The organism is Denitratisoma sp., from assembly GCA_032027165.1.
Taxonomy (GTDB): Bacteria; Pseudomonadota; Gammaproteobacteria; order Burkholderiales; family Rhodocyclaceae; genus Desulfobacillus.
This window is the reverse complement of sequence record JAVSMO010000001.1, coordinates 148,825-168,380: the sequence shown is the minus strand read 5'-3', so window position 1 is coordinate 168,380 and position 19,556 is coordinate 148,825. Positions and strand designations below refer to the sequence as shown.

General features: G+C 66.2%; 27 protein-coding genes. 5 read left to right on the top strand and 22 right to left on the bottom strand.

Annotated features, from left to right (window positions below; translation table 11 throughout):
* Positions 1–22: 22 nt before the first annotated feature.
* Positions 23–883, top strand: coding sequence for a TetR family transcriptional regulator (locus tag ROZ00_00905; protein ID MDT3734767.1), 861 nt, complete (start codon positions 23–25; stop codon positions 881–883).
* Here ROZ00_00905 and ROZ00_00900 read toward each other — a convergent pair.
* Positions 874–2,001, bottom strand: coding sequence for an FAD-dependent oxidoreductase (locus tag ROZ00_00900; GenBank protein MDT3734766.1), 1,128 nt, complete (start codon positions 1,999–2,001; stop codon positions 874–876). The two genes, ROZ00_00905 and ROZ00_00900, sit on opposite strands and share 10 nt — an antisense overlap.
* Before the next feature lie 106 nt (positions 2,002–2,107).
* Positions 2,108–2,236, bottom strand: coding sequence for a hypothetical protein (locus ROZ00_00895; protein ID MDT3734765.1), 129 nt, complete (start codon positions 2,234–2,236; stop codon positions 2,108–2,110).
* An 81-nt stretch (positions 2,237–2,317) separates the two neighbouring features.
* Here ROZ00_00895 and ROZ00_00890 point away from each other — a divergent pair, with 81 nt between their 5' ends.
* Entirely contained in the window at positions 2,318–2,632 is a 315-nt protein-coding gene (locus ROZ00_00890) for a hypothetical protein (protein MDT3734764.1), read from the top strand.
* Here ROZ00_00890 and ROZ00_00885 read toward each other — a convergent pair.
* Positions 2,595–3,287: a metalloregulator ArsR/SmtB family transcription factor gene (locus ROZ00_00885; GenBank protein MDT3734763.1), complete on the bottom strand. Its 693-nt coding sequence runs from the start codon at positions 3,285–3,287 to the stop codon at positions 2,595–2,597. The genes ROZ00_00890 and ROZ00_00885 overlap by 38 nt on opposite strands.
* Positions 3,284–3,991: a fumarylacetoacetate hydrolase family protein gene (locus ROZ00_00880; protein ID MDT3734762.1), complete on the bottom strand. Its 708-nt coding sequence runs from the start codon at positions 3,989–3,991 to the stop codon at positions 3,284–3,286. Before ROZ00_00880 ends, ROZ00_00885 begins: the two co-directional genes overlap by 4 nt.
* 66 nt (positions 3,992–4,057) lie before the next feature.
* On the opposite strand from ROZ00_00880, the gene ROZ00_00875 reads away from it, so the two are divergent.
* Positions 4,058–4,564, top strand: coding sequence for a MarR family transcriptional regulator (locus tag ROZ00_00875; GenBank protein ID MDT3734761.1), 507 nt, complete (start codon positions 4,058–4,060; stop codon positions 4,562–4,564).
* Here ROZ00_00875 and ROZ00_00870 read toward each other — a convergent pair.
* Positions 4,528–5,715 (bottom strand): multidrug effflux MFS transporter, encoded by a 1,188-nt coding sequence (locus ROZ00_00870; protein ID MDT3734760.1) that lies wholly within the window; start codon positions 5,713–5,715, stop codon positions 4,528–4,530. The two genes, ROZ00_00875 and ROZ00_00870, sit on opposite strands and share 37 nt — an antisense overlap.
* An 84-nt stretch (positions 5,716–5,799) precedes the next feature.
* Positions 5,800–6,540 carry a Nif3-like dinuclear metal center hexameric protein gene (locus tag ROZ00_00865; GenBank protein ID MDT3734759.1) on the bottom strand — a complete coding sequence of 247 codons (741 nt, stop codon included), beginning with the start codon at positions 6,538–6,540 and terminating at the stop codon, positions 5,800–5,802.
* 29 nt (positions 6,541–6,569) lie between these two features.
* On the opposite strand from ROZ00_00865, the gene ROZ00_00860 reads away from it, so the two are divergent.
* Positions 6,570–7,739, top strand: coding sequence for a Do family serine endopeptidase (locus tag ROZ00_00860; GenBank protein ID MDT3734758.1), 1,170 nt, complete (start codon positions 6,570–6,572; stop codon positions 7,737–7,739).
* A gap of 33 nt (positions 7,740–7,772) precedes the next feature.
* Here the strand turns inward: ROZ00_00860 and tatC are convergent, their stop codons facing one another.
* From tatC to hisB, 10 genes are all read right to left on the bottom strand, one after another.
* Positions 7,773–8,576, bottom strand: a complete 804-nt coding sequence (tatC, locus tag ROZ00_00855; protein MDT3734757.1) for a twin-arginine translocase subunit TatC — start codon at positions 8,574–8,576, stop codon at positions 7,773–7,775.
* A gap of 9 nt (positions 8,577–8,585) precedes the next feature.
* Positions 8,586–9,011: a Sec-independent protein translocase protein TatB gene (gene tatB, locus ROZ00_00850; protein MDT3734756.1), complete on the bottom strand. Its 426-nt coding sequence runs from the start codon at positions 9,009–9,011 to the stop codon at positions 8,586–8,588.
* Positions 9,012–9,093: 82 nt separating this feature from the next.
* Positions 9,094–9,315 (bottom strand): Sec-independent protein translocase subunit TatA, encoded by a 222-nt coding sequence (gene tatA, locus ROZ00_00845; protein ID MDT3734755.1) that lies wholly within the window; start codon positions 9,313–9,315, stop codon positions 9,094–9,096.
* An 18-nt stretch (positions 9,316–9,333) separates the two neighbouring features.
* A complete protein-coding gene (locus ROZ00_00840; GenBank protein MDT3734754.1) occupies positions 9,334–9,681 on the bottom strand; it encodes a histidine triad nucleotide-binding protein in 348 nt (115 codons plus the stop codon).
* A gap of 1 nt (position 9,682) precedes the next feature.
* Entirely contained in the window at positions 9,683–10,009 is a 327-nt protein-coding gene (locus ROZ00_00835; protein MDT3734753.1) for a phosphoribosyl-ATP diphosphatase, read from the bottom strand.
* A complete protein-coding gene (gene hisI / locus ROZ00_00830; protein ID MDT3734752.1) occupies positions 10,006–10,386 on the bottom strand; it encodes a phosphoribosyl-AMP cyclohydrolase in 381 nt (126 codons plus the stop codon). The genes ROZ00_00835 and hisI overlap by 4 nt, the downstream gene beginning before the upstream one ends.
* A complete protein-coding gene (gene hisF, locus ROZ00_00825; GenBank protein MDT3734751.1) occupies positions 10,383–11,141 on the bottom strand; it encodes an imidazole glycerol phosphate synthase subunit HisF in 759 nt (252 codons plus the stop codon). The genes hisI and hisF overlap by 4 nt, the downstream gene beginning before the upstream one ends.
* Positions 11,142–11,168: 27 nt before the next feature.
* A complete protein-coding gene (gene hisA / locus ROZ00_00820; GenBank protein ID MDT3734750.1) occupies positions 11,169–11,918 on the bottom strand; it encodes a 1-(5-phosphoribosyl)-5-[(5-phosphoribosylamino)methylideneamino]imidazole-4-carboxamide isomerase in 750 nt (249 codons plus the stop codon).
* Between the two features lie 48 nt (positions 11,919–11,966).
* On the bottom strand, positions 11,967–12,605 hold the full coding sequence (hisH, locus tag ROZ00_00815) for an imidazole glycerol phosphate synthase subunit HisH (protein ID MDT3734749.1): 639 nt from the start codon (positions 12,603–12,605) through the stop codon (positions 11,967–11,969).
* A gap of 35 nt (positions 12,606–12,640) precedes the next feature.
* Positions 12,641–13,228, bottom strand: a complete 588-nt coding sequence (gene hisB, locus ROZ00_00810) for an imidazoleglycerol-phosphate dehydratase HisB (protein ID MDT3734748.1) — start codon at positions 13,226–13,228, stop codon at positions 12,641–12,643.
* An 83-nt stretch (positions 13,229–13,311) separates the two neighbouring features.
* Between hisB and hisC the strand changes: the two genes are divergently transcribed.
* Entirely contained in the window at positions 13,312–14,370 is a 1,059-nt protein-coding gene (gene hisC, locus ROZ00_00805) for a histidinol-phosphate transaminase (GenBank protein ID MDT3734747.1), read from the top strand.
* 41 nt (positions 14,371–14,411) lie between these two features.
* Here hisC and ROZ00_00800 read toward each other — a convergent pair whose 3' ends face one another.
* From ROZ00_00800 to ROZ00_00775, 6 genes are all read right to left on the bottom strand, one after another.
* Positions 14,412–14,933, bottom strand: coding sequence for a PH domain-containing protein (locus tag ROZ00_00800; GenBank protein ID MDT3734746.1), 522 nt, complete (start codon positions 14,931–14,933; stop codon positions 14,412–14,414).
* A 359-nt stretch (positions 14,934–15,292) separates the two neighbouring features.
* Positions 15,293–16,591, bottom strand: a complete 1,299-nt coding sequence (hisD, locus tag ROZ00_00795) for a histidinol dehydrogenase (protein MDT3734745.1) — start codon at positions 16,589–16,591, stop codon at positions 15,293–15,295.
* The gene (hisG, locus tag ROZ00_00790) at positions 16,584–17,228 is read right to left on the bottom strand and encodes an ATP phosphoribosyltransferase (GenBank protein MDT3734744.1); all 645 of its coding nucleotides are present in this window, start codon (positions 17,226–17,228) and stop codon (positions 16,584–16,586) included. The genes hisD and hisG overlap by 8 nt, the downstream gene beginning before the upstream one ends.
* A gap of 71 nt (positions 17,229–17,299) precedes the next feature.
* On the bottom strand, positions 17,300–18,553 hold the full coding sequence (gene murA, locus ROZ00_00785) for a UDP-N-acetylglucosamine 1-carboxyvinyltransferase (protein MDT3734743.1): 1,254 nt from the start codon (positions 18,551–18,553) through the stop codon (positions 17,300–17,302).
* The gene (locus ROZ00_00780; protein ID MDT3734742.1) at positions 18,546–18,791 is read right to left on the bottom strand and encodes a BolA family protein; all 246 of its coding nucleotides are present in this window, start codon (positions 18,789–18,791) and stop codon (positions 18,546–18,548) included. The genes murA and ROZ00_00780 overlap by 8 nt, the downstream gene beginning before the upstream one ends.
* Positions 18,792–18,800: 9 nt before the next feature.
* A complete protein-coding gene (locus tag ROZ00_00775; GenBank protein MDT3734741.1) occupies positions 18,801–19,556 on the bottom strand; it encodes an ABC transporter permease in 756 nt (251 codons plus the stop codon).

Genomic DNA, 19,556 nt, shown 5'->3' with positions numbered 1-19,556 from the left:
AGTTTTGGGCTAGAGTGCGCGCATGGCCAAGCCCCCCACCCCTGCCAGCCGTCGCCAGGAAGTCGAGCGCGCCGTGCTGCGCCACGCCCATGAGCACCCCGAATGGGGCCAGGCGCGCGTGGCCGGGGCGATTGCGGACAAGGGGCTCAAGGTCTCGGCCGCCGGGGTGCGCTGGATCTGGCAGCGCCACCATCTCGAGACCGCGGCGAAGCGCGCCGCCGCGCTGAGGAAGCTGGGGCCGGCGCGCCTGAACGCCGCGCAGAAGGCCGCGCTCGAGCGCATCGGCGCCCGCCGTGGCGGCGTATTGGCGGGGGAAGCGCCGCTCCTGGCGCGCGAGCACCTGCTGGCGGTGGCGGCGCGCGAGTTCAGCCGCAAGGGCTTCGCCCGCACCTCAATCCGCGACATCGCCCAGGCCGCCGGCATCCAGCCCGGCTCGGTGTACTACCACTTCGCCTCGAAGGACGACCTGTTCGTCGCCGCCCATACCGCCGGCATGCGCGAGGTGGCGCGCGCCGTCGAGGCGGCGATCGCCGCGGCACGCGACCCCTGGCAGCGGCTGGAGGCCGCCTGCACGGTGCACATCCAGCACCTGGTCTCCGGCAACGACCTGACGGTATGGACCGGCGCGAGCCTGTTCCTCTTCAATTCTCCGGAAATGCAACGGCAACTGCGCGCCGAGCGCGACCGCTTCGAGACGCTTTATCGGCGACTGATCGAGGCGCTGCCGTTGCCGGCCGGCGTCGACCGCCACCTGCTGCGCCTGCAGCTGCTCGGCGCGCTCAACTGGACGCGCACCTGGTACCGCCCGGGCAAGCGCACGCCGGGGGAAATCGCGCGCCACCTGGTCAGGGTGCTGCGCGAGCCGCTCGCAGGTCAGCGGTAGCGCCGCAGGTACCAGGACTCGAAGAAGGCCTTGGCGTTGTGCATCAGGCCGAGCGGCGGCAGCGCCAGGCTGCCATCGGGCGTGCGCTTGACCAGCATACCCGAATCGAGCGTGTCGACGATGCACAGCAGTTCGACTTTGAACGTCTTGTCTGCAGTCTCGCCCTTCATCTCGGCCAGCAGGTTCTCTGCCGCCGTCTCCGCCTGGAGATCGGCCATGTGCGCCTGCTTCGGCATCCAGTCGGGGCCGGGAAAGCTGCCGGCATCGCCCGCCACGTAGACCCGCTCGCGCCCCTCGACCCGGCACTGCGCGTCGGCCTTGATCAGCCCGCCCGGCGAGCGCGGCAGGTCGGTGTTGTCGAACCAGGCGTTGCCGGTGAGGCCCGGCATGAAGACGATGAGGTCGGCGGGGAATTCGCCGCCTTCGGTTTTCACCTTGCCGGCCTCGAAACCGGCCATCTTGTGGCCGAGATGGGTGGCGATGTCGCGGCGCTTCATCTCGGCGAGCAGGCGCTGCACCGCCTTCTCGCCGAGGCGGTTGCCCGGATTCGGCATGGGATTGAAGAACGTCAGCCGAATCCTGTCGCGCCGGCCTTCGCGCCTGAGTTGCGTGTCGAGGCCGAAAAGAAACTCGAAGATCGGCCCGCCGCGCATGGCCGAGGGCTCGTTCGGGTTGCCGGCGAAGCCGAGTGCGATGGCACCCTCCTGCATCGCCTGAACCCGGTCGCGCAGGCGCTCCGCCGCCACGATGCCTTCGCAGGGCAGGATGGCGTGTTCGATGCCCGGCAGCTTCTTGATGAAGCGCCCGCCGCAGGCGACGATCAGGCCGTCGTTGTCCACCGGCCCGGCCGAAGTCAGCACGGTGCGGCCGCCGTTCTCCAGGCCGGTCGCCTCCCCGGCATGAAAGCGGATGTCGCTTTTTCGGAAAAACTCCTGCAACGATATGCGCAAGTCCCCGGCCTTGCGCTGGCCGGAGGGAATCCAGATCAGGCTGGGCAGGAAGACCAGTTCGGGCCGCGGCCCGATGACGGTGATCTCGACCTGGCGGTCGAGCTGCCGCAGCCTGCGCACCGCGGAAAGCGCGGCGAAACCGGTGCCGATGACGGTGATGCGTTTCATGACTGCCCCCCGGGCATGGAGTAACATATTCAAAAGATCTTTTGAAGAATAGGATCGCAGCGGAACGATGGCAAGCCATGCCCACTCCACCCCGGCCGCAGCCCACTCAGGGACGCTGAGGGGATTGTTCCGCCTTGTCGCAGTCGCCATCGCCGCACTCGCCCTGCCCGCCGCCGCCGAGGATACGGCGCTGCTCGTCCAGCTCCAGCCGGACGGCCGCTATCGGGTCTGGCATGCGGGAGACCCGTCCCCGCTCGGCGACGACGAGCTTCTCGCCCTGGAAGCCAGCGCGACTCCAGAAGGGGGCAGGAATGTCGTGACCTCTGCCGGGCTGGCGCGGGCCTACGACACGTCCTATGGCGTGCTCATCCGCCTGCCGGCTCTCGGGCCGGACAGGGCGCTGCTCCTCGACCGCGACGGCTGCGGCGGCATCAAGGTCTGGCAGTCGCAGGGCACGGTCCATCCGACCGAGGACGAACTGACGGAACTGGTGCTGACGGCGTTGCCGGATGGCGGCAGGCCCGTCACGCTCGGCAAGCTTCGTGCCAAGGCCTACAGCACGAAATTCGGCGTGATCGCGGTCATCTGGAGGCCTACCCCGAAGCGTCCCGGCGCGCGCCCCCCGAAATGACGGCAACCGGCAGGCGCTCGGCCTTCCACTCGGGGAAGCCGTCCTCCAGCCGGCGCGCGCGAAAGCCTTTCTTTCGCAGCTTCTCCACCGCCTCGATGGCCAGCATGCAGTAGGGGCCGCGGCAGTAGGCGACGATGTCCTGCTCCTTCGGCAGCTTCTTGAGAAAGCGCGGCAGGGCATCGAGCGGCATGCTGACGGCGCCGGCGATGTGGCCGGCGGCATATTCCTCGGCCGGGCGCACGTCGATCACCATCGCTTCGCCGCGGCGCGCCATCTTGAGCAGTTCCTCGCGCCGCACCGGCTGCAGCGCATCGCGCGACTCGAAGTTCTCGCGCACGATCCGATCCACCTCGGCAAGCTGCTGCTCGGCTATGCGCCGCACGGCGGCATACGCCGTGGCCACCTCGGGCAAAGCCAGCCGGTAGAAAACCTGCAAGCCCTCCTTGCGCGAGGCGGCCAGCCCGCAATCCTTGAGAATCAGCAGGTGATGCGAGGCGTTGGGAATCGGCATGCCGCACACCTTGGCGAGCGCATCGACGCTGCGCTCGCCCTGCGCCAGGGCATTGAGCAGGTCCAGCCGCGACGCGTGCGCCAGCCCCTTGCCGACGCGGGCGAGGTGTTCGAAGATTTGGCGTTTCGGGCAGGGCTGTTTCATGTTCGTGCGGTCGCCATCTTACCGCCAATCGTCACGGCCAAGGTGCCCACGCCTTCGATGCCGCCTTCCAACCGGTCGCCCGGCACCACCCGCCCGACGCCGGCCGGCGTGCCGGTGAAAATGAGGTCGCCCGGCTGCAGCGCCACATAGCCGGACAGGTTGGCGATGATGTCGGCCACCGGCCAGATCATGTCGGCCAGGTCGCCGTGCTGGCGGGACTGACTATTCACCGCAAGGGTGATGGCGCCGCGCTGCGGATGGCCGCAGCGGGTGGCCGGAACGATCGAAGAGATCGGCGCCGACTGGTCGAAGGCCTTGCCCATCTCCCACGAGCGCCCCTTCGCCTTCAGCTCGCCCTGGATGTCGCGGCGCGTCATGTCGAGGCCGACGGCATAGCCGAACACGCAGTCGAGCGCGGCGGAGGCGGCAATGTCGCGGCCGCCGCGCGACAGCGCCACCACCAGCTCGATCTCGTGCTGGAGATCGGCCGTCTTCGACGGGTATTCCATGCACTCGCCGGTGAAGGCGGCATCGGCCGGCTTCATGAAAAAGAACGGCGGCTCGCGGTCGGGATTGCCGCCCATCTCGCGCGCGTGCTCGGCGTAGTTGCGGCCGACGCAATAGATGCGACGGACGGGAAACTGCGCCTCGCTCCCGGCCACCGGCACCGACGGCAATTCCCACATGGGAATGATGGTATTCATGGCTTGCTCCAATTCTGCCCCAAGACGCTAGAATACAGCCCGCATCCAACACCAAACAGTCCGAACATGAGCGCGACGAGGAAAACAGGCGGCAAGGGCAAATCTAAAGTCGAACTCAAGCTGGACCTCCTGCCCGGCCTGATCGGCTACCAGTTGCGCCTGGCCCAGCTCGCCGTCTTCGGCGACTTCGCCGCCGAGCTGAAGGACTTCGACATCTCGCCGGGACGCTTCGGCGTGCTCGTCCTGATCTCCGCCAATCCGGGCATGACGCAAAGCCTGCTCGCTTCGGCTACCCAGCTCGACCGGTCGACCATGGTGGCCGTGATCGACCAGCTCGAGGCGCGCGGCCTCGTCGAGCGGCGCGCCTCGCCCACGGACCGGCGCTCCAATGCCCTGGTCCTCACGGCGGAAGGCGAGAAACTGCTCAGGCAGCTCAAGCGCCGCATCAAGCAGCATGAAACGCGCATCGCCGCCGCCATGACACCGGCGGAAACGGCCAAACTGGTCGATCTGCTCACCCGCATCCGCAGCAAGCTTCAGGCCGGCACGGAACGCCGCACCAGCAAGAAGTAGCTCCACAGCACCATCCAGCCGCACAGGGCGATCGCACCGGCCATCGGAATCGCCGTGCCGGCGTAGGCGTGCCCGACGGCGATGCCGACCCCTGCCGACAGCGACATCTGCACGAAACCCATCAATGCGGATGCCGACCCGGCCATCTTCGGGTAGGGCGCCAGCGCACCGCCGATGGCATTCGGCATGACCAGTCCGGTCGCCACCATGAAGGCGAACATCGGCAGCAATATCGCCCACACGCTGTGCACCTCCAGCAATGCCAGCGCTGCCATCAGCGTACCGGCCGCGGTCCCCAGAAACGCGCCCATCAGCACCATGCGCGGCGGGCCCAGCCTCAGCGTCAGCCTGCCCGAAGCCATCGTGCCGGAAATGTAGCCGGTGACGACGAAACCGAAGCTCGCCCCGTACCACTGCGGGCTGAGGCCGTACAGCTCGATCAGTACGAAGGAGGAGCCGGAGATGAAGGAGAACAGTGCGGCGTAGGAGAAAGAGAAGCAGAGCAGATAGCCCAGGTAGAGGCGCGCCGACAGCAGCTCGCTGAAATTGCCGAGGATCTGACGCGGCCTCGTCGCGCCGGGATCGCGGTGGGCGTTGCTCTCGCCCAGAAGCAGGAAGGTCGCCGCCACCTGCAAGGCCGAGAACAGCGACAGCACGGCGAAGTTGGCGCGCCAGCCGAACCACACCGTCAGCCAGCCGCCGAGCAGCGGCCCGATCATCGGCGCGATGGCCATGGCGCCGCTGATGTAGGCGAGCACGCGCGCCGCCTGCACCGGCCCATACACGTCGCGCACGATGGCACGGCCCAGCACCGGCCCGGCACAGGCGCCCAGTGCCTGGAAGAAACGCGCCAGGATCAGCGTATCGATGCTCGGCGCCAGCATGCAGGCCAGGGAGGCGACGAGGTACAGCGCCAGGCCGAAGAGCATGACCGGCCGACGTCCGTAGCGGTCCGACAGCGGGCCGTAGAAGAGCTGGGCGACGGCGAAGCCGGCGAGAAACACCGAGAGCGTCAGCTGAACGCGCGCCGCGTCGGTGGCGAAGGACTGGGCCAGGGTCGGCAGCGCGGGCAGGTAGAGATCGGTGGACAGCGGTCCCAGCGCCACCAGGGTTGTCAGCAGGATGGCGAGGCCGAGGGATGGTTGGAGCATCCAACCATTTTACCTCAAGCTATCATCCCGGCCGGTCTGGAGCGCCTAGCAGAATGAGGCGACGCCTCGTTCTGCTAGGCGCCCTTAGACGGGATTGTCGAGCTCGACGTAGCGACACTCGATGCCGAAGCGTTCCGCCAGGTGCGCCCCGAGCGCCTGCACGCCGTAGCGCTCGGTGGCATGGTGGCCGGCGGCGATGTAGGGCACGCCCGACTCCTGCGCCAAATGCACGGTCTGCTCGGAGATCTCGCCGCTGACGTACACATCGGCGCCGGCGGCGATGGCCTGCTCGAAATACCCCTGCGCTCCGCCGCTGCACCAGGCGATGCGCTTCACCTGACGCGACGCATCGCCCACCAGTTGCGGCAGGCGGCCCAGCTTGAGCGCCAGCCGGTCGGCAACCTCCTCCGCCGTACCCTCCGTGCTGCCGAGAAAGCCGACGTCCTGCTCGGCAAAACGCCCATCGACGGTCCAGCCCATCAGTCCGCCCCACTGGGCATTGTTGCCCAGCTCGGCATGGGCATCCAGCGGCAGGTGATAGGCGAACAGGCTGACGTCGTTCTCCAGCAGCGCCTTCAGCCGGGCGCGGCGGATGCCGGTGATGCGGCCGTCCTCGCCGCGCCAGAAATAGCCGTGATGAACCAGCACCGCATCGGCATCGATGGCCAGCGCCGCATCGAGCAGGGCCTGGCTGGCCGTCACGCCGCAGACGATGCGGCGCACCTCGGCACGACCTTCCACTTGCAGGCCGTTTGGGCAATAATCCCGGAAACGCCCTGCCTCGAGCAGCCCGTCGAGGTATGCGGCCAAACCACTCCTATCCATACATCTGCCTTTCGAATCGTCATACGCACATGCATCGATTGTGGCTTATTTTCGCCCAGGCCGTCACGGTCAGCGTCGCCGCCCTGTTCGTGGTGATCACCCTCAAGCCGGACTGGCTCGGCGGCAGGCCGGCGCCAGCCGTGGTGTCCCTGCAGGAGGCGGCCGCGCCCGACACGCCGGCCGCGGCCGAAGCCCGCAAGGCGGGCTCCTATGCCGATGCGGCCAGAAAGGCGCTGCCCTCGGTGGTGCACATCTACACCAGCAAGGAAGTGAAGACGCCGCGCCACCCCTTCGCCGACGACCCGGTCTTCCGCTATTTCTTCGGAGACCGCTTCGGCGGGCCGCAGCGCCAGTCCGGCCTCGGCTCGGGCGTCATCGTCAGCGCGGACGGCTACATCCTCACCAACAACCACGTCGTCGAGAACATGGACGAGATCGAGGTGGCGACCAACGACGGCCGCCGCCTGCGCGCCCGCATCGTCGGGCTTGATCCGGAAACCGACCTCGCGGTGCTGCAGGTCAAGGTCGACGACAAGCTGCCCGCCGTGACCTTCGCACCCACCGAATCGCTGCGCGTCGGCGACGTCGTGCTGGCCATCGGCAACCCCTTCGGCGTCGGCCAGACGGTGACCCACGGCATCGTCAGCGCCCTCGGCCGCACGCAGCTCGGCATCAACACCTTCGAGAACTTCATCCAGACCGACGCCGCCATCAACCCGGGCAATTCCGGCGGTGCGCTGACGGACAGCGCGGGCAACCTGGTCGGCATCAACACCGCGATCTACTCGCGCACCGGCGGCTCGCTCGGCATCGGCTTCGCGATTCCCGTCTCCATCGCCCGCAGCGTCATGGAACAGATCATCAGGACCGGCGCGGTGACGCGCGGCTGGATCGGCGTCGAGGCGCAGGAAATCACCCCGGAGCTGGCGGAGTCCTTCAAGCTGCCGGCCAGCGAGGGCGCCATCATCGCCGGTGTCATGCGCGGCAGCCCGGCCGACCGCGCCGGCATCCGTCCGGGCGATGTGTTGATCGCCGTCGGCGGCAAGCCGGTCAAGGACCCGCAGGGCATGCTCGAACTGATCGCCGCCCTGACGCCGGGTTCGACGACCCAGTTCAAGCTGCGGCGTGAAGCCAAGGAACTGGATGTGCCGGTCAGCATCGGCAAGCGGCCGCCGATGCAGCGCAACAACCGCGAATAGCCGGCGGGGGGAGCTCCCGCCTGCGGCCTTGCTTCAGCCGTTCTTCTTCGAGTCGGCTTCCACCTTGTCCAATTCCCGCTCCATCTCCGCGTCGCTTGGCGCGACATAGTCGGACACGCCCGCCGGCTTCTCGACGAAGCGGGCGAACACGATGCCCAGTTCGTAGAGCAGGCAGAGGGGCACCGCGAGCAGGAACTGGGACACCACATCGGGCGGCGTGAAGATCGCCGCGATGACGAAGGCGCCGACGATGACGTAGGGCCGGATTTCCTTCAGCTTGGCGATGCTGACCAGCCCCATCCGCACCATCACGATCACGGCGACCGGCACCTCGAAGGTGACACCGAAGGCGATGAAGGTCGTGAGGACGAAGGACAGGTATTTCTCGATGTCCGTCATCCAGGCAACCCCCTCCGGCGCCATGGCGGACATGAACTTGAAGACCGTCGGGAAGACGACGAAGTAGGCGAACGCCATGCCGAGAAAGAACAGCAGCACGCTGACCACTGTCAGCGGCAGGACCAGCTTCTTCTCATGGGCGTACAGGCCCGGCGCGACAAAGGCCCAGACCTGGTAAAGCACATAGGGAAGCGCCGCGAGAAACGCCACCAGCAGGGCCACTTTCATCGGAACGATGAAAACGCCGACCACGTCGGTGGCGATCATCTGCCCCCCCTGCGGCAGCGCTGTCAGCAGGGGTTGCGCCACGATGGCATAGAGTTCCTTGGCCCAGGGAAACAGGCAGAGAAAAATCACCAGGACGGCAAGAAAGGCCCGGATCAGGCGCGTCCGCAGCTCGACCAGGTGGGAGATGAAGGTGTCCTGCTGTTCGGTCATCGTGCGTGCTCAGGCAGTCTTCTTCGAAGCCGCTTCCCGGGCGTCGAAGCCGAGCTCCATCTGCGGCGCCGGAGCCGGGGTTTCCGGTGGTGGCGGCGGCTCGAAAGGCGCAGCGGCCTCCACCGCCTCGGAGGGAAGGGCCGGCGTGTCGGCCTGGGCCAGAGACTGGTTGAGCGTGCTTTCCATGCTGGAAAATTCCTGCGACACGCTGGATTCAAGCGAGCGGGCCGACTCCTCGACCTGCTGCTGCATCTTCTTCAGTTCCTCGATCTGGATCTCGCGGTTGATGTCCGCCTTGACGTCGCTGACGTAGCGCTGCAGGCGGCCGAGCAGGTGTCCGGCGGTGCGCGCCACGCGCGGCAGCCGCTCCGGTCCGATGATGACGAGCGCCACCAGAGCGATGACGATCAGCTCGGAAAAAGCGATATCGAACATGGGATCGTGGGTCGGGCTTCAGCCCGACATTAGCGCGAGGGTCATTGCCGTCGTCGGCCCGAAGGCCGGCCCGCCCTGGCAATCACGATTTGGTTTTTTCCTTGACTTCGCCTTCGATGGTCTGGCCGGTCACCTGCTGCGGCGGCTCGGCGGACTTCTCGGCGGTGCCTTCCTTCATGCCGTCCTTGAAGCCCTTCACGGCGCCACCCAGGTCCTGGCCGATGTTGCGCAGCTTCTTCGTGCCGAATATCAGCACGATGATCAGCAGAACGATCAGCCAGTGCCAGATGCTGAATGAACCCATTGCCTCTCTCCTCTGTTTCTATCGCTTGAGCATGCCCGGCAGGACGTCCGGGCCGCCGATGACGTGCAGGTGCACATGATACACCTCCTGCCGCCCCACCCGACCCGTGTTGACGATGGTGCGGAAGCCGTCCGTGGCCCCCTGCTCGCGCGCCAGCCGCCCGGCCAGGGCCAGCATGCGGCCCAGCGCCGGCTCGTGGCCGGACTCGCATTCGTAGAGCGAAGGCACGTGGGCCTTGGGAATGATCAGGAAATGCACCGGCGCGATCGGGTTGATGTCGTGGAAGGCGAAGACATGCTCGTCCTCGTAGATCTTTTTCGAGGGAATCTCCCCGCGCACGATCCTGCAGAAGATGCAGTCGCTCATCTCAGCCGTCCACTCGAGACTTTTTCTCGTCGATGCCGGAAATCCCCTCGCGGCGGTGCAGCTCGGCCAGCACGTCGTCCGGGCCGAGGCCGAAATGCGTCAGCAGGACCAGGCTGTGGAACCACAGGTCGGCCGTCTCCCGCACGATGTGCAGGCGGTCGTCGTCCTTCGCCGCCATGATGGCTTCGGCGGCTTCCTCGGCGATCTTCTTGCAGATGGCGTCGGTGCCCTTATGGTAGAGGCTGGCGACGTAGGAAGAGTCAGGCGCTGCGCCACGGCGCTCCTTGAGCGTCTCGGCCAGGCGGTACAGCACGTGGCAATCGATCATTTGTAAATCTCCTTGGGATCCTTCAGCACCGGATCGGCGGCTACCCAGCGGTCGTCCTCGATCTTCTGGAAGAAGCAGCTGCGCCGGCCGGTATGGCAGGCGATGCCGCCGACCTGCTCGATCTTCAGCAGCAGCACGTCGTTGTCGCAGTCGGTGCGGATTTCGCGCACCTTCTGCATGTGGCCGGATTCCTCGCCCTTGTGCCAGAGCTTCTTGCGCGATCGCGACCAGTACACCGCTTCGCCGCAGGCAAGCGTGCGTTCCAGCGACTCGCGGTTCATCCAGGCGACCATCAGGATCTCGCCCGTGGCGGCATCCTGTGCGATAGCTGGCGCCAGGCCGTCCTTGTCCCACTTGATCTCGTCCAGAGCACTCATAGCCTTACCTCGATCCCACGCGAGCGCATGTACTCCTTGGCCTCGCGCACGGTGTATTCGCCGTAGTGGAAAATGCTCGCCGCCAGCACCGCGTCGGCATGCCCCTCCAGCACCCCTTCCGCCAGATGCGCCAGGTTGCCGACGCCGCCGCTGGCAATGACCGGAATGTCGACGGCATCGGAAATCGCGCGCGTCAGCGCCAGGTCGAAGCCGTTCTTGGTGCCGTCGCGGTCCATGCTGGTGAGCAGGATCTCGCCGGCGCCCAGCTGCTGCACGCGGCGCGCCCAGTCGACGGCATCCAGTCCGGTGCCCTTGCGGCCGCCGTGGGTGAACACCTCCCAGCGGCCGTCGCCGGATTGCTTGGCATCGATGGCCACCACGATGCACTGCGAACCCACCTTGCCGGAAGCGTCCGCCACCAGCTGCGGATTCAGCACGGCGGCGGTGTTCATGCTCACCTTGTCGGCGCCGGCATTGAGCAGACGCCGCACGTCGTCGACGACGCGCACGCCGCCGCCGACCGTCAGGGGGATGAAGACCTGCTCGGCCACCTGCTCGACGATGTGGAGGATGATGTCGCGCTCGTCGCTGCTGGCGGTGATGTCGAGGAAGGTGATCTCGTCGGCGCCCTGCTCGTCGTAGCGGCGCGCGATCTCGACCGGGTCGCCGGCGTCGCGCAAGCCCTCGAAGTTGATGCCCTTGACGACGCGGCCGGCCTTGACGTCGAGGCAGGGAATGATGCGCTTGGCGAGCATGGGGAGTGAAGCGGCCGGTTCAACGGCCTACTTGCCGCCTTTCGAGAGCTTGTCCGCCTCGGCCTGGGCCTTCTTGAAGTCCAGCGTGCCCTCGTAGATGGCGCGGCCGGTGATGGCGCCCATGATGCCTTCGCCTTCGACCTTGCACAGGGCCTTGATGTCCTTCATGCTGGCGATGCCGCCGCTGGCAATGACCGGGATGCGCAGGGCCTGGGCCAGGCGCACCGTCGCCTCGATGTTCACGCCGCTGAGCATGCCGTCGCGGCCGATGTCGGTGTAGACGACCGCCTCGACGCCATAATCCTCGTACTTCCTGGCCAGGTCGACGACGTCGTGGCCGGTCATCTTCGACCAGCCGTCGGTCGCCACCTTGCCGTCCTTGGCGTCGAGTCCGACGATAATGTGGCCGGGGAAGGCGCCGCAGGCATCGTGCAGGAAGCCGGGGTTCTTCACCGCTGCCGTGCCGATGATGACGTAGGTGATGCCGTCGTCGAGGTAGCGCTCGATGGTGTCGAGGTCGCGGATGCCGCCGCCCAGCTGGACGGGTATGTCGTCGCCCACCGCGGCGGTGATGGACTTGATCACCGCTTCGTTCTTCGGCTTGCCGGCGACGGCGCCGTTGAGGTCCACCAGGTGCAGGCGGCGGGCGCCTTGCGCCAGCCAGTGCCGCGCCATTGCCGCCGGGTCTTCGGAAAACACCGTGACGTCGTCCATGTCGCCCTGTTTCAGGCGCACGCAGTGGCCGTCCTTGAGGTCGATCGCAGGTATCAGCAGCATAGGGTTTATGACAGGTCGAGAAAAATCATTTCGGCTCGTCGAAAGCCGTCAGGGTTTCCAGCGCATGAAGTTGCCCAGCAGGGCCAGGCCGGACTGGGCGCTTTTTTCGGGATGGAACTGCACGGCGAAAATATTATCCTTCGCCACCGCGCAGGTAAAGGGGATGCCATGCACGCTGAAGGCGGCAACCAGGGACGGCTCGCCCGCCTCGACGTAGTAGCTATGCACGAAATAGAAGCGCGAACCGTCGGCAATACCCTCCCAAAGGGCGTGCGGCTCGGCGCGATTGACCTCGTTCCAGCCCATGTGCGGCACTTTCAGGCGGCTGCCGTCGGGCGCCGCCATCTGCTCGTGCGGAAAGCGGCGCACGCGCCCGGGCAGCACCCCGAGGCCGGCCACGTCGCCCTCCTCGCTCGATTCGAACAGCATCTGCAGGCCGATGCAGATGCCGAGGAAGGGCTTTTCCTTCGTCGCCTGGATGACGGCCGGGCGCAGGCCGCGCGCATCCAGCTCGCGCATGCAGTCCGGCATGGCGCCCTGGCCGGGCACCACGACGCGATCCGCCGAGGCCACCGCCGCGGGGTCGGAGGTGACCAGCACGCGCGCCTGCGGCGCGACATGCTCGATTGCCTTGGCGACCGACCGCAGGTTGCCCATGCCGTAATCGACGATAGCGACGGTGTTCATAAAAGTCAGTGCCGGCAGGACGGCGGGAAAGGGCCCTAGAGCGCTCCCTTGGTGGACGGCACGCTGCCCGAGGCGCGCGGGTCGGCCTCGGCCGCCATGCGCAACGCCCGGCCGAAAGCCTTGAACACCGTCTCGCACTGGTGGTGGGCATTCTCGCCGCGCAGGTTGTCGATGTGCAGCGTGATCTGGGCGTGGTTGACCAGGCCCTGGAAGAATTCCTGGGCGAGGTCGACGTCGAACTCGCCGATCATCGCCCGGCTGAAGTCGACGTTGAAAGTGAGCCCCGGGCGGCCGGAGAAATCGACCACCACGCGCGACAGGGCCTCATCCAGCGGCACATAGGCATGTCCGTAGCGGCGGATGCCCTTCTTGTCGCCGACAGCCTTGGCCAGCGCCTGGCCGAGGGTGATGCCGACGTCTTCCACCGTGTGGTGGGCGTCGATGTGCAGGTCGCCCGTGGCGGAAACCTCGAGGTCGATCATGCCGTGGCGCGCCACCTGGTCGAGCATGTGCTCGAGGAAGGGCACGCCCGTGGCCAGCTTCGACTGGCCGCTGCCGTCGAGGTTGATGCGGACGGTGATTTCCGTCTCCAGGGTCTTGCGCGAGATTTCGGCTTGCCGCATGGCGGTTGCTACAGCATTTAGTGACTCAGGACTGCATGATAACATTGGATTTTCCCTCTGGCAGCAGCGTTTCGCCACCGATCATGAGCCGTTACTGGAGCGCCGTCGTCCGCGGCCTGACCCCCTACGTTCCGGGCGAGCAGCCCAAGCTGCCGAACCTGGTCAAGCTGAACACCAACGAAAACCCCTACGGCCCCTCGCCGAAGGTGCTGGAGGCCCTGCGCGCCGAGACCGGCGATACCCTGCGCCTCTACCCGGACCCGAACGCCGACCGCCTCAAGGAGGCCGTCGCCGCCTATTTCGGCGTGACGCCGAAGCAAATTTTCGTCGGCAACGGTTCCGACGAGGTCCTGGCCCACGTCTTCCTCGGCCTCCTCAAGCACGAGCGGCCGGTGCTGTTCCCGGACATTACCTACAGCTTCTACCCGGTGTACTGCGGACTCTACGACGTCGCCTATGAAACCGTGCCGCTGACGGACGCCTTCGAGATCCGGCCGGCGGACTACGCGCGGCCCAACGGCGGCATCATCTTCCCCAACCCGAACGCGCCGACCGGCCGGGCGGTCACGCTCGCCGCCATCGAGCAAATGCTCGCCGCCAATCCGGATTCGGTGGTGGTGGTCGACGAGGCCTATGTGGATTTCGGCGCCGAGACGGCGATTCCGCTGGTGGCGAAATACCCCAACCTGTTGGTGGTGCAGACGCTGTCCAAGTCTCGCTCGCTGGCCGGCCTGCGCGTCGGCTTCGCCGTCGGCCACGCCGACCTCATCGAGGCACTGGAACGGGTGAAGAACAGCTTCAACTCCTACCCCCTCGACCGCCTCGCCATCGCCGGCGCCGTGGCGGCGATGGCGGACAAGGAATACTTCGAGCGGACGCGGCAGGCCGTTATCAAAAGCCGCGAGAAACTGGTGCAGGAACTCGCCGCCCTCGGCTTCGAGGTGCTGCCCTCCGCCGCCAACTTCGTCTTCGCCCGCCACCCCCAGCGCGACGCCGGCGAACTCGCCGCCGCCCTGCGCAGCCGCCGCATCATCGTCCGCCACTTCCGCCAGCCGCGCATCGAGCAGTTCCTGCGCATCACGGTCGGCACGGACGCGCAGTGTCAGGCGTTAGTTACTGCGCTTCGGGAAATACTTCGGTAGATTTAGTGCAGTGATCTTGGTTGTCAGCGCATAACGAATCGCTACAAATCCAGGTCATCAAAACTGACGAGGCCCGTTGGGGCTTTTGCCTTAGCTTTTTGAGCCATCTGAAATACTACAGAGTAAAGCTTATCGTAATTTGGTGATATGCCTGAGACATCCAGACCATAGCGCTTGGATTTCTTGTTTTGTTTTGCCACCCGCAGCTGTAAAAATACCAAGGGGGAGCTGCCTGCATAGTTCAAACGGAAGGATTCAATTTCAGCCCACTTAAACCGCATCACCCTGAAGAGGCCACGATGTTGGATACCCTCCCGATCGCAAATCACACGCCAGCCAGGGCGAATGAATAAGGTCAAGGAATACACAAAAGTCCAAACCATCACCAGTAGCAGAGTCGCCCAAGCAACAAAAGCAAAGAACGGGCGTGATGAAAATGAATTAACAAGCGCAACAACACCTTCTGTAAGCAATGGGAACAATAACAGCGCCCCAACAACCACGCACATCAATGTCATTGTTAGGTAACCAATCCTTCCGTATAAAGAGGTATAGAAGGTCATATCGGTCTGTTTGCCTTCATATTAAATCGGACAATCAGGGTCCATTTCCTCACGCAGATTATTCCACTGTTATACGGAAATCCTCAAGACGTTATTTCCTTAACGCTATTGCCGTCGTCATATCATTGCGGCTGACATTTATGTCTGCCAAACATAGTTACGGAGGAGCGGGCCAAGGGTGAGGCTGACGCCGATTTCGTGGCCGCCGCCGCGGCTGCGTGCTCGCCGGAGCTGTCCGGGCCTGCTGTCCGAGCGCAGCGAGTTTGCAGGCCCGGCCGGCGGGCGCGACGGCGCAAGGGCACCCGCAGGGCGGCCGCGCATGAGGCAACAGACTCGCCCTTGGTCCGCGGGGAGAGGGATCAGTCTTTCTTCAGGCGCAGTTCCGCCGCCCGCGCGTGGGCCTGCAGGCCCTCGCCGTGGGCGAGCGTGGAGGCGATGCGGCCGAGCTTGTCGGCGCCTTCGGCGGAGACCTCGATGATCGAGGTGCGCTTCTGGAAGTCGTACACGCCGAGCGGCGAGGAGAAACGCGCGCTGCGCGAGGTCGGCAGCACGTGGTTGGGCCCGGCGCAGTAGTCGCCGAGCGATTCCGATGTGTAGCGGCCGACGAAGATGGCGCCGGCGTGGCGGATCCTGTCCACCAACGCATTCGGATCGGCCACCGAGAGCTCCAGGTGCTCCGGGGAAATCCGGTTGGCGATGGTGCAGGCCTCCTCCAGGTCGCGCACGTGGATGAGGGCGCCGCGGCCGCCAAGGGAGGCGGCAATCACGTCCTTGCGCGGCATCTCGGGCAGCAGCCGTTCGATGCTTTTCGCCACCGCATCGATGAAGCGGGGGTCGGGACAGAGCAGGATCGACTGCGCCAGTTCGTCGTGCTCAGCCTGGGCGAAGAGGTCCATCGCCACCCAGTCCGGGTCGGTCGAGCCGTCGGCGATGACCAGCACCTCCGAGGGACCGGCCACCATGTCGATGCCGACCACGCCGAAGACGCGCCGCTTGGCGGCGGCGACGTAGGCGTTGCCGGGGCCGACGATCTTGTCCACCTGCGGAATCGTTTGCGTGCCGTAGGCCAGCGCGCCCACCGCCTGCGCGCCGCCGAGGGTGAACACGCGGTCGACGCCGGCCAGCGCGGCGGCAGCCAGCACCAGGGCGTTCTTCTCGCCGCGCGGCGTCGGCACGACCATGATCAGCTCGCCGACGCCGGCCACCTTGGCCGGGATGGCGTTCATCAGCACCGAGCTGGGATAGGCGGCCTTGCCGCCCGGCACATAGAGCCCGACGCGGTCGAGCGGCGTCACCTTCTGGCCGAGGCGCGTGCCGTCGGTCTCGGTGTATTCCCAGGAGGCGGCCAGCTGCTTCTGGTGGTAGAGGGCGATGCGCGTGGCCGCCTGCTCGAGCGCCTCGCGCTGTTCAGCCGGCAGGTTGAACAGCGCCGCCTCCAGCTCGCGCTTGGGCAGCTCCAGCTCGACCATCGCCTTCGCCTGCAGATGGTCGAAGCGGCGCGTGTACTCCAGCACCGCGGCGTCGCCCACCGTGCGCACCGCCGTGAGGATTTCCGCCACCGCCCGCTCGATGCTCTCGTCCTGGGCGTTCTCGAAAGCCAGTAGCGCGGCGAGTTGCTGGGTGAAATCGGGGTCGCGGGTGGTCAGGCGCTTAATCACGGACGGCTCCCGCGAACGCGTCGATCACCGGCTGCAGCAGCTCGCGCTTCATCTTCAGCGCCGCCTGGTTGACGATCAGGCGCGAGGAAATCGGCATGATGTCCTCCACCGCCACCAGGTTGTTGGCCTTCAGGGTGTTGCCGCTGGAGACGAGGTCGACGATGGCGTCAGCGAGCCCCACCAGCGGTGCCAGCTCCATCGAGCCGTAGAGCTTGATGAGGTCGACATGCACGCCCTTGGCGGCGAAGTGCTCGCGCGCCGTCCGGATGTACTTGGTCGCCACGCGCAGGCGGGCGCCGCGCCGCACGGCGGCGGCGTAGTCGAAGCCGTTGGGTACCGCCACGGCCATGCGGCAGCGGGCGATCTTCAGGTCGAGCGGCTGGTAGAGGCCGGCACCGCCGTGCTCGATCAGCACGTCCTTGCCGGCGATGCCCAGATCGGCCGCGCCGTACTGGACGTAGGTCGGCGTGTCGGAGGCGCGCACAATGACCAGTCGCACGTCGGCGCGGTTGGTGCCGAGGATCAGCTTGCGCGAGGTTTCCGGATCGTCGGCCGGCACGATGCCGGCCGCCGCCAGCAGCGGCAGGGTTTCCTCGAAGATGCGGCCCTTGGAGAGGGCAATGGTGATGCCGGTCACGGCGTGGTTCCAGTCACTAAAACGATGATTTTACCGCAGACAAAAGTCAGTCCCTGCGGCACGGCGAAAGTTCAATGCACGCGCCGTATCCGCGCCCCGAGCTGCATCAGCTTCTCCTCGATGTGCTCGTAGCCGCGGTCGAGGTGGTAGATGCGGTCGATCAGGGTCTCCCCGCGCGCCACCAGGCCGGCGACGACCAGGCAGGCCGAGGCGCGCAGGTCTGTGGCCATGACGGTGGCGCCGTCCAGCTGCGGCACCCCTTTCACCACCGCGGTGTTGCCGCTGATCTCGATGTCGGCGCCGAGCCGGCGCAACTCCTGGGCATGCATGAAGCGGTTCTCGAAGATCGTCTCGGTGACCACCCCCGCGCCGCGTGCGACGCAGTTCATGGCCATGAACTGGGCCTGCATGTCGGTCGGGAAAGCTGGATAGGGCGCGGTTCGCAGGCTCACCGCGTTGAGCGGGCCCTCGGCGGAAATCTCGATGGAGTCCCGGTGGCAGTCGACCTTCGCGCCGGCCTCGCGCAGCTTCTCGACCACCGCATCGAGGATGCCGCAATGGGTGCCGTTCAGGCGCACGCGGCCGCCGGTCAAGGCGGCGGCGACGAGGAAGGTGCCGGTCTCGATGCGGTCGGGCATGATGCGGTGCTGGGCGCCGGACAGCCGCTCGACGCCCTCGATGGTGATGACGTCGCCGCCGGCGCCGCGCACCTTGGCCCCCATGGCGTTCAGGCAATTGGCAAGGTCCGTCACTTCCGGCTCGCGCGCAGCGTTCTCGATAACCGTCACGCCGTCGGCCAGCGCCGCCGCCATCATCAGGTTCTCGGTGCCGGTGACGGTGACCAGATCGCAGAAGATCCTGGCCCCACGAAGGCGATTCGCTTTCGCCAGGATGTAGCCGTGCTCGACAACCACTTCCGCGCCCATCGCCTGCAGGCCGCGGATGTGGATGTCCACCGGCCGCGCCCCGATGGCGCATCCGCCGGGCAGCGACACGCGTGCCCGGCCGGCGCGTGCCAGCAGCGGCCCCAGCGTCAGGATCGAGGCGCGCATGGTCTTCACCATGTCGTAGGGCGCCTCCGGCCTGTTCAGGCCTCCGGCATGGAGGACGATACCGTTCTTCTCGTCCAGGGTGACCTCGACGCCCATCTGCACCAGCAGGCGCAGCATGGTCGACACGTCGTTCAGGTGCGGCACGTTGGACAGATGCAGCGGCTTGTCCGTCAGCAGCGCGGCGCACAGCAGCGGCAGGGCGGCGTTCTTGGCGCCGGAGATGCTCACTTCCCCGGAAAGCGGCACACCGCCTTCGATCAGCAACTTATCCATTCTGCTGCCGCCATTCCTCCGGCGTCAGGGTACGCATCGAGAGGGCATGGATCTCGCCGCTCTCCATGCGCCCACCCAGCGCCTTGTAGACCGCCTGCTGGCGCTGGATGCGGGACAGGCCCTCGAAGACGGTGCTGACGATAATCGCCTCGAAGTGGGCGCCGTCGCCGTCGACGGCGAGATGCTCGCAGGGCAGTCCCTGCGCGATGTAGCCCTGGATGTCTGCGGGTGTGACCATGTGTATTCCTTATGCGCGAAGCTTGTAGCCTATCCTGAGCAGCCACAAGGTGAAAGCCGTCAGCGCCACAAAGCAGGCGGCGATGACGCCCAGGCTCATCAGCGGCGACACGTCGGAAACGCCGAAGAAGCCGTAACGGAAACCGTCGATCATGTAGAAGATCGGGTTGAAATGCGAGACCTGCTGCCAGAACGGCGGCAGCGAGTGGATCGAGTAGAACACGCCCGACAAAAAGGTCAGCGGCATGATGATGAAGTTCTGGAAGGCGGCCAGCTGGTCGAACTTCTCCGCCCAGATGCCGGCGATGACCCCCAGCGCGCCCATGATGGCGCCGCCCAACGTGGCGAACACCAGGATCCACAGCGGCGCCTGCCAGGAGAGCCCGACGAACCACAGCGTACCCAGCAGCACGCCGAGGCCGACGACGAAACCGCGCACGACGGCTGCCAGCACGTAGGCGGCGAAGAACTGGCGGTAGGAGATCGGCGGCAGCAGGACGAAGATGATGTTGCCCGTCACCTTGGACTGGATCAGCGAAGACGAACTGTTGGCGAAGGCGTTCTGCAGCACCGACATCATGACCAGGCCGGGCACCAGGAAAGCCGTGTAGGAAACGTTCTCATACACCTTCACGTGCTGCTCCAGCACGTGCGAGAAGATCAGCAGGTACAGCAGCGAAGTGAGGATGGGCGCCGCCACCGTCTGGAAGCTGACTTTCCAGAAGCGCAGCACCTCCTTGTACAGCAGGGTCCGGAAGCCGCCCAT

Bases quoted from the DNA above. Each gene is read 5' to 3' on its own strand.
- ROZ00_00905 (MDT3734767.1), top strand. From the start codon at position 23: ATGGCCAAGCCCCCCACCCCTGCCAGCCGTCGCCAGGAAGTCGAGCGC.
- ROZ00_00900 (MDT3734766.1), bottom strand. From the start codon at position 2,001: ATGAAACGCATCACCGTCATCGGCACCGGTTTCGCCGCGCTTTCCGCG.
- ROZ00_00895 (MDT3734765.1), bottom strand. From the start codon at position 2,236: ATGCCAGACCCGATAGCGGCCGTCCGGCTGGAGCTGGACGAGCAGCGC.
- ROZ00_00885 (MDT3734763.1), bottom strand. From the start codon at position 3,287: ATGAAACAGCCCTGCCCGAAACGCCAAATCTTCGAACACCTCGCCCGC.
- ROZ00_00880 (MDT3734762.1), bottom strand. From the start codon at position 3,991: ATGAATACCATCATTCCCATGTGGGAATTGCCGTCGGTGCCGGTGGCC.
- ROZ00_00875 (MDT3734761.1), top strand. From the start codon at position 4,058: ATGAGCGCGACGAGGAAAACAGGCGGCAAGGGCAAATCTAAAGTCGAA.
- ROZ00_00870 (MDT3734760.1), bottom strand. From the start codon at position 5,715: ATGCTCCAACCATCCCTCGGCCTCGCCATCCTGCTGACAACCCTGGTG.
- ROZ00_00865 (MDT3734759.1), bottom strand. From the start codon at position 6,540: ATGGATAGGAGTGGTTTGGCCGCATACCTCGACGGGCTGCTCGAGGCA.
- ROZ00_00860 (MDT3734758.1), top strand. From the start codon at position 6,570: ATGCATCGATTGTGGCTTATTTTCGCCCAGGCCGTCACGGTCAGCGTC.
- tatC (MDT3734757.1), bottom strand. From the start codon at position 8,576: ATGACCGAACAGCAGGACACCTTCATCTCCCACCTGGTCGAGCTGCGG.
- tatB (MDT3734756.1), bottom strand. From the start codon at position 9,011: ATGTTCGATATCGCTTTTTCCGAGCTGATCGTCATCGCTCTGGTGGCG.
- tatA (MDT3734755.1), bottom strand. From the start codon at position 9,315: ATGGGTTCATTCAGCATCTGGCACTGGCTGATCGTTCTGCTGATCATC.
- ROZ00_00840 (MDT3734754.1), bottom strand. From the start codon at position 9,681: ATGAGCGACTGCATCTTCTGCAGGATCGTGCGCGGGGAGATTCCCTCG.
- ROZ00_00835 (MDT3734753.1), bottom strand. From the start codon at position 10,009: ATGATCGATTGCCACGTGCTGTACCGCCTGGCCGAGACGCTCAAGGAG.
- hisI (MDT3734752.1), bottom strand. From the start codon at position 10,386: ATGAGTGCTCTGGACGAGATCAAGTGGGACAAGGACGGCCTGGCGCCA.
- hisF (MDT3734751.1), bottom strand. From the start codon at position 11,141: ATGCTCGCCAAGCGCATCATTCCCTGCCTCGACGTCAAGGCCGGCCGC.
- hisA (MDT3734750.1), bottom strand. From the start codon at position 11,918: ATGCTGCTGATACCTGCGATCGACCTCAAGGACGGCCACTGCGTGCGC.
- hisH (MDT3734749.1), bottom strand. From the start codon at position 12,605: ATGAACACCGTCGCTATCGTCGATTACGGCATGGGCAACCTGCGGTCG.
- hisB (MDT3734748.1), bottom strand. From the start codon at position 13,228: ATGCGGCAAGCCGAAATCTCGCGCAAGACCCTGGAGACGGAAATCACC.
- hisC (MDT3734747.1), top strand. From the start codon at position 13,312: ATGAGCCGTTACTGGAGCGCCGTCGTCCGCGGCCTGACCCCCTACGTT.
- ROZ00_00800 (MDT3734746.1), bottom strand. From the start codon at position 14,933: ATGACCTTCTATACCTCTTTATACGGAAGGATTGGTTACCTAACAATG.
- murA (MDT3734743.1), bottom strand. From the start codon at position 18,553: ATGGATAAGTTGCTGATCGAAGGCGGTGTGCCGCTTTCCGGGGAAGTG.
- ROZ00_00780 (MDT3734742.1), bottom strand. From the start codon at position 18,791: ATGGTCACACCCGCAGACATCCAGGGCTACATCGCGCAGGGACTGCCC.
- ROZ00_00775 (MDT3734741.1), bottom strand. From the start codon at position 19,556: ATGGGCGGCTTCCGGACCCTGCTGTACAAGGAGGTGCTGCGCTTCTGG.